The sequence below is a fragment of the Catenibacterium sp. co_0103 genome (assembly GCF_004168205.1).
In the GTDB taxonomy this organism is placed as follows: Bacteria; Bacillota_I; Bacilli_A; order Erysipelotrichales; family Coprobacillaceae; genus Catenibacterium; species Catenibacterium mitsuoka_A.
Genome location: NZ_RCYB01000101.1, coordinates 1 through 6,783 on the forward strand (window position 1 = coordinate 1; position 6,783 = coordinate 6,783).

Annotated in this window: 6 protein-coding genes; 1 reads left to right on the top strand and 5 read right to left on the bottom strand. The window is 35.2% G+C overall.

Annotated elements, in window-relative coordinates:
• A partial coding sequence (locus EAI80_RS11270; protein ID WP_202976639.1) for an RNA-guided endonuclease TnpB family protein occupies window positions 1-669 on the top strand: 669 nt, incomplete at its 5' end.
• A gap of 146 nt (window positions 670-815) precedes the next feature.
• On the opposite strand, the gene EAI80_RS11275 is transcribed toward EAI80_RS11270, so the two are convergent.
• From EAI80_RS11275 to EAI80_RS11295, 5 genes are all read right to left on the bottom strand, one after another.
• Window positions 816-1,178: a hypothetical protein gene (locus EAI80_RS11275; protein ID WP_129982112.1), complete on the bottom strand. Its 363-nt coding sequence runs from the start codon at window positions 1,176-1,178 to the stop codon at window positions 816-818.
• On the bottom strand, window positions 1,178-2,497 hold the full coding sequence (locus EAI80_RS11280) for a M18 family aminopeptidase (protein ID WP_129982113.1): 1,320 nt from the start codon (window positions 2,495-2,497) through the stop codon (window positions 1,178-1,180). The genes EAI80_RS11275 and EAI80_RS11280 overlap by 1 nt, the downstream gene beginning before the upstream one ends.
• A gap of 67 nt (window positions 2,498-2,564) precedes the next feature.
• On the bottom strand, window positions 2,565-3,995 hold the full coding sequence (locus EAI80_RS11285) for an amino acid permease (RefSeq protein ID WP_129982114.1): 1,431 nt from the start codon (window positions 3,993-3,995) through the stop codon (window positions 2,565-2,567).
• Between the two features lie 280 nt (window positions 3,996-4,275).
• Window positions 4,276-5,916: a putative manganese-dependent inorganic diphosphatase gene (locus tag EAI80_RS11290; protein WP_129982115.1), complete on the bottom strand. Its 1,641-nt coding sequence runs from the start codon at window positions 5,914-5,916 to the stop codon at window positions 4,276-4,278.
• A gap of 10 nt (window positions 5,917-5,926) precedes the next feature.
• Window positions 5,927-6,586 carry a PAS domain-containing protein gene (locus EAI80_RS11295; RefSeq protein ID WP_129982116.1) on the bottom strand — a complete coding sequence of 220 codons (660 nt, stop codon included), beginning with the start codon at window positions 6,584-6,586 and terminating at the stop codon, window positions 5,927-5,929.
• Window positions 6,587-6,783 lie beyond the last annotated feature (197 nt).

The following is a 6,783-nucleotide window of genomic DNA, read 5'->3' on the forward strand; positions in this document are numbered from 1 at the left end:
ATCTATGAAGCTGAATGCATTCAAAGGAATCTCAATACAACAAATGCACTGGCATTAGATCTTGGTATCAATAATCTCGTCACTGGAGTATCAAGTAAAGGTGAACCATTCATCATTGATGGAAGAAGACTGAAGTCCATCAACCAGTGGTTCAATAAGGAAAATGCAAGATTACAGTCCATCAAGGATAAGCAACATTATGGCAGGAAGACAACCAACAGACAGAAGAAAATAGCATGCAAACACAACAATAAAATCAATGACTATATGAACAAGGCTACACGCAGGGTGATTGATTACTGTATCGATCATGATATCGGAACTCTTGTTGTGAGCTATAATGAAACATTTCAAAAAGGTTCCAATATAGGTAAAAGAAATAATCAGATATTTATCAATATTCCTTATGGAAAGCTAATAGATAAGCTTAAGTATCTCTGTGAATTGAATGACATCATACTTGTCATGCAAGAAGAATCCTACACTTCAAAGGCCAGCTTCTGGGATAAGGATGTCATACCAGTCTATAAGAGTGATGATACTGAAGAATACCATTTCAGTGGAAAGCGAATACATCGTGGACAGTATAGAACAGCTCGTGGACAAGTTCTGAATGCAGATGTAAATGGTGCATTAAATATCCTGCGTAAAAGTAGAGTTGTGATGTAAACATCCTATACAGTAGAGGCGAAGTGGACACGCAATAAGAATAAGGATTGCCTAGCAATAGGTGAAGACTTAAATATCAATCTTCTTAAACGGATGCGTAAGCATCTAAAAAACCCCGACTTAATAAAATATTAAGTCGGAGTAGTTCACTTTGGCCATTCTTTACTGCACAAACGATTTGAAGCAATCATTCCAATGACTAATACTAGGAATGAGAAATCAATTCCTTTAGGGAATAAAACGTTTAATATCAATGCAAAAAGAATGCTTAATAATGTAATATTGAGTGATTTAGAAGAAATCTTTCTCTCTTTATATATCTTATACTGCATCTTGATCTGCAGGAATGCCAGAACAAGCGCAACAACAGCAACTAAACTATCGATATAGAAATTGATTAAATACTTCTGATTAATCAGCTCTTTGACAAACATAAGAGCAATATAGGAAGTCATGGTTCCTACCATCATAGAAACCATGAGCTTTTCTCTATCTTGTTGAAACTTCATTAGCGTTTAATTTCTAAGCTATGAGTAGATGTTTCCTGAATATGTGAATCAAATAATGCCTTCATTAATGAGATTGCATAGTAAGTATCCTTGATACCAGCAGTTTCATATGATGAATGCATTGCAAGCTGAGGTAAACCGATATCTACAGCATTCATAGAAGCCTGAGCCATAGCGATATTACCTAAAGTACTTCCTCCAGCCTTATCTGAACGGTTAGCGAAATACTGTAGAGGTACATCTGCACCAGATGCAAGAGACTTTACAACTGCCATTGATACGCCATCACTTGTATATTTCTGACCAGCATGTGACTTAACAACAACACCTTCGTTCATATAAGTGCAGTTAGTTACATCAGTATGTTCTGGATGATTTGGATGTACAGCATGTGCATTATCTGCAGAAAGCATAAAGCTTGATGCAAGTGCACGATGGTAATCTTCTTCAGTCTTACCTAAAGCATTGTTGATACGAATTAATGTATCTCTTAATAATGTAGAATCAGCACCCTGCTTAGTTCCTGAACCTACTTCTTCGTTATCGAAGCAAGCCATGATATCGATAGATTCATCGTTATAACCAGCAAGTAATGCCTTTAATGAAGCGAAGCCACACTGTAAGTCATCTAAGTGACCTGCAGAAATGAATTCTTCATTAGCACCCCAGATAGATGGAGCCATACGGTTATAAAGATATAAGTCATGTCCTAAGATGTCTTCTTTCTTTACACCTAATTCATCCGCAATAATCTGTTTGAAGTCTTTCTGACGATCATCACCACCACTTAATAATGGAAGCATATCTACCTGTAAGTTATACTTGAATCCATCATTAGCCGCACGGTTCATATGAATAGCTACGTTAGGAATCATTAATAAATCACGATCAATGTTTAATAACTTAGTAACGATGCTGTTACCTTCAGATACTAATACACGACCAGCAATTGATAGAGGACGATCTAACCAAGTAGCACATAACATCCCTCCGTATCCTTCAGTATTTAACTGAGTATACTTATTCTTCACTTCGATTTCAGCATTTTCTTTAACCTTGAAAGTTGGTGAATCAGTGTGTGAAGTCACAATATTGAAACTGTAGTTGTCTAACTTTGTACCTACTTTGAAAGCTAAGATACTTGTATTATTTCTTGTTACATAATACTTACCACCTGGTACGATATCCCAATGTTCACTTTCTAATAATTCTTTAAATCCATCAGCATTTAAGATCTGACGATAGTTTTCTACTGCATGGAAAGCAGTAGGACTTTTTGATAAGAAATTTAATAATTCTTTTGAAGTTTCCTTAAACATTTTTATTATCTCCTTAATTTATATAAAAATATCCTTCTGGCCCTGCCAAAAGGATATTTTATATCATTTATCTTTTTCCTTCACGGCGTTCTTTTTCTGCAAGTTTAGGCATGATTAATCCTAAAGCACAAAGAACTACAGGGGCAATTACGTTTAATGCGAATGTGAATGGATCTTTGTCATACATACCAAATACACAGCAAGCACCAGTTACGATAAAGCACCAGATACCGAAGAACTTAGCAACAGCCTGATTCTTAACGAAACGATATTCTGCTGGGAACTTGTCCATAGCCTGACGTAAAGCAACATAAGCAGCAAATACCCATAAGTAACGCATTGGCATACATACTGAGTTAAGCTTATTTAACTGTTTTAATACAGCAGCTGCACCAGGAACGAATGACTGGATTAAGATGATTGAACCAGAAAGTACAACAACTAACTTAATACCGTTAATATATGCACCATACTTATTCTTCTTAAATAAAGCAGATGGGATATAATCTCTAGTTTCTTCGTTGTCTAATAACATTCTAAGTGGAGCATCAATACTTAATACTAAAGTAGAGAACTGACCAACCATGTTACATAATGCGTAGATAACTAGTAATGTATCACCCATATGATAGTATTGACCTAATTTCTGGAATGACCAATAAGCACCGTTAGCAACATAGCTTTCGAATGCCTGTTCAGAAGCATTGATCATCTTAGGATCGAACATCATACCCATTGCGAATGTACCTAAGATAGCACATACACAAACCATGATAGCAAGTGCAATCATACCTTTAGGGAATCCCTTTTCAGGGTTTTCTACCTTGTTTACATATGGTGAAATCTTTTCACATCCACCAACTGCGAATACTAAGATAGATAATGATGTGAAGTACTGTACATTGAACTGTGGCACGATGTTTTTAAAACTAAAGTCCATATGTACATAGCCACCATTAGGGTTGATAGCTGGTGCTGCGAACATCATTAAGATATAAAGGATTGACATAACAAACATTGAAGTTCCTGCTAATGTAGCAAGTTTCTTTAGTGGGTTTAATCCACGGCTTGCGATATAGCAGAATAATAAGAATACAGCAAGTGTAGCAAGCTGAACATAGATAGTTGGTAAGCTATCATAAACTGTATTGTTTCTGAAGATTACCCAGCTAAGAGCCTTTAATCCACCAGTACCTTTACTTGCGATATAAGTGATGTGACAAGCCCAATAAGTGAACCCTGCATAGTATGCAAGTTTAGGACCCATTGTTTCCATGATCCATGAGCTGACACCCCCACCGGCATTTTTAAATGCTGAACCAAGTTCACCAACCATAAGGGCATATGGTACGAAGTATAGTGCGAACATTAAAATCCAGCTGAATATAACCTGGATACCGTTGAAGTAAACGAAACCGTTAAGTACGTTACCAAAACCCCAAACAGTAGAAAATGCCATGAAAGCCAGGGTATACCATTTCATTTTTGAGTTTTCCATACTCTCCTCCTTAAATATTTTTGTTTTAAAATAAAAACAATCTTTTTATGCCTCAATAAGTATACCAAATTTTCTGCAAATGTACCATACTTTTATATGTACAAAATACAAAATTAGATAAGATTATGTTGATATTTACGATAAAATAGTGAAATATTGTTTTAAGTAACCGTTTCAATTAAGTATGCAATAATAAATTATTCTTATTGTTTTAATTTATTAACATTTTCAAATAAATAAAAAAGCTATTCGTTGAGTTCTCAACAAATAGCTAAATTTATTAAGCGTTGATTGCACGTGTGATAGCTGGAACAACCTGTTTCTTACGAGAAATAACGCCTGGTAAGTTTGCTTCATGTTCAACTAACTGTACATTAAATGCATTTTCTACATATTCAGGATGGCTGCCTGCAACAAATACTTCACTTGTTGCATTGATGACATCAGTTAATAATAGAACTGCTGTATCGAATCCATTTTCAACACATAGATTTTCCATATATTCAAGCATTTCAGCCTTAAGTGGTGCAAATCCATCGATATCCATAGTATTAACCTGAGCAATACCAACTTTTGCATCACCAATATTGAATGCTTTGTAATCCTGGTTATAGATTTCTTCAATTGATTTACCTACTAATGAAGTACCAGCCTTAAACATTGCAAGACCAAATTCTTCAGCATCTACACCTGCAATTTCAGCTAATTCTAACGCAATTTCTTTATCAGTCTTTGTGCAAGTTGGAGATCTGAATAGTAATGTATCAGAAACAATAGCTCCTAACATTAAACCAGCTACATTCTTAGGAATTTCTACACCCTGTTCCTTATACATTTTCGCAATAATTGTACAAGTACAGCCAAGTGGTTCAGCTCTGAACTGTAATGGACCTACAGTCTGGAAATCAGCCACTCTGTGGTGATCTACTACTTCTAAGATTTCTGCTTCTTCAATACCTTCTACAGCCTGTCCTCTTTCGTTATGGTCAACAAGAATCATCTTCTTATGATCACCAGTAATAACCTGGAAACGAGAGATAGTACCTACTACCTGATCATTTAAGTCGATAACAGGATATGAATGATATCTTGTTTCACTCATTACTTCCTTTAAGTAATCTACAGTATCATCTGTAGAGAAGCATGTTAAATCACCCTTCTGCATCACATATTCAACAGGTACTGCCTGAATGATCTGCTGAGAAGTCTTGAATGTAGTGAAAGCAGTAGTCACTACACTGACACCTGCATTCTTACATTCTTCAAGAACTGATTCTTCTAAGTGTAATGAGTTAGTAAGGATGATTAAATCAACCTTCTTCTTCAACATTTCACGAATACCTTCAGTTCTGTCACCACCAGTGATGACAACATCATGTTCATTAACATGATCAATAACTTCCTGAGAGTTCATACCTGTGATATGAAGACTACCCTTAATAGTACGTAATTCAGGGTTTAAATAAACGATCTTAGCATCTAATGTATCTACGACGTTTTCAATTGGAGTATGTGCATTCTTTAAGATATCTTTATCCCAATCTTCCATGTAACCTTCAATAATGTTTGTAGAAGATAATAAACCTAAAAGATGAGAATGATCATCTAATACTGGAGCACTCTTTAAGTTCATCTGGCACATTAATGACCAAGCAGTTCTTAAAGTTAATTCTTTAGAGAATAGAGTTACCTGATCATAATCAAGATCTTCTACTTTCTGTTTAACTGACTTTAATAACTGTGGTGTATGTGCATTAAATCTCTTTAATACATACTCAGTTTCACGGCTTACTTCACCAAGTCTTACTGGTACTGCCTGTCCGTACTTATGAGTTGCATTTAATAAATATGAATAACTGATGGCCGCACAAATTGAATCTGTATCTGGATTCTTATGACCACTTACGTAAACTAAATCCATGTTTTTCCTCCTATGCTTTCTTTAAATAACGATAAATTGTTGGTTCAGAAACATCTAACTTATCTGCAACTAGGGCAATTGCACCTTTTACTTTAAATGTTCCTTTGTCCTGTAAGTATTTAACAACTCTGATCTTTTCTTCTACTTTTAATCTTTCTGCATGAACATAAGATGGAACTCCCATATTCTGCATACATTCATTGATGTATTTTTCTACCATCTCATCAAGTGGAGAAGATAAGATTTCGATTGGGCTATCATATTTGAATTCTACATTTGTATTATCTTTAATGCCAAGAATTCTTCTCATCGCAGTTTCAATATATTCAAAATCTGTGACGTTAACGTTAATACAAAGCATACCAACAGGGTAAACATTTCCTGGTTCCTTGATCCAGTATGTTGCAGATTTTAACAGTTTACCATCAGGTCCTGCTGTTTTGTAGTTCATGACATAGTCACTTTTTTCATACTGTTTTGTTTCTAAATAATGAACAGATAAATTTGAAAGCTTAGCACCAACTTCTCTGCCAGAAATCTCACCATTTGCAATAGCAACAACTTCCTGTTCAGGAGATGTGAGATCGTGTAAAGCTATTTCAACATTATCCCCTAACGCAACACCCAGGAATGGGACAAGGGCTGCATATGGTTCTAATAATTTATGCATTATACTGCCTCCTTTACAACAGAGTATTTTATCATAATAAAAAATATCAGTAAATTATTATTATCATAAAACAGAAATTTTTTATCAAGCCTCAATTGTAAAATGAAACTGGAATTAAGGAATTGGGATAAAGGGGCATGCCCCTTTATCCCAATTCGCGTGGCCGCAGGCCCCTATTCTCAATTTTTGTAAAAAAA

What these genes read in the sequence shown, in the direction of transcription:
- EAI80_RS11275 (WP_129982112.1), bottom strand. Translation starts at nt 1,178, where the DNA reads ATGAAGTTTCAACAAGATAGAGAAAAGCTCATGGTTTCTATGATGGTA.
- EAI80_RS11280 (WP_129982113.1), bottom strand. Translation starts at nt 2,497, where the DNA reads ATGTTTAAGGAAACTTCAAAAGAATTATTAAATTTCTTATCAAAAAGT.
- EAI80_RS11285 (WP_129982114.1), bottom strand. Translation starts at nt 3,995, where the DNA reads ATGGAAAACTCAAAAATGAAATGGTATACCCTGGCTTTCATGGCATTT.
- EAI80_RS11290 (WP_129982115.1), bottom strand. Translation starts at nt 5,916, where the DNA reads ATGGATTTAGTTTACGTAAGTGGTCATAAGAATCCAGATACAGATTCA.
- EAI80_RS11295 (WP_129982116.1), bottom strand. Translation starts at nt 6,586, where the DNA reads ATGCATAAATTATTAGAACCATATGCAGCCCTTGTCCCATTCCTGGGT.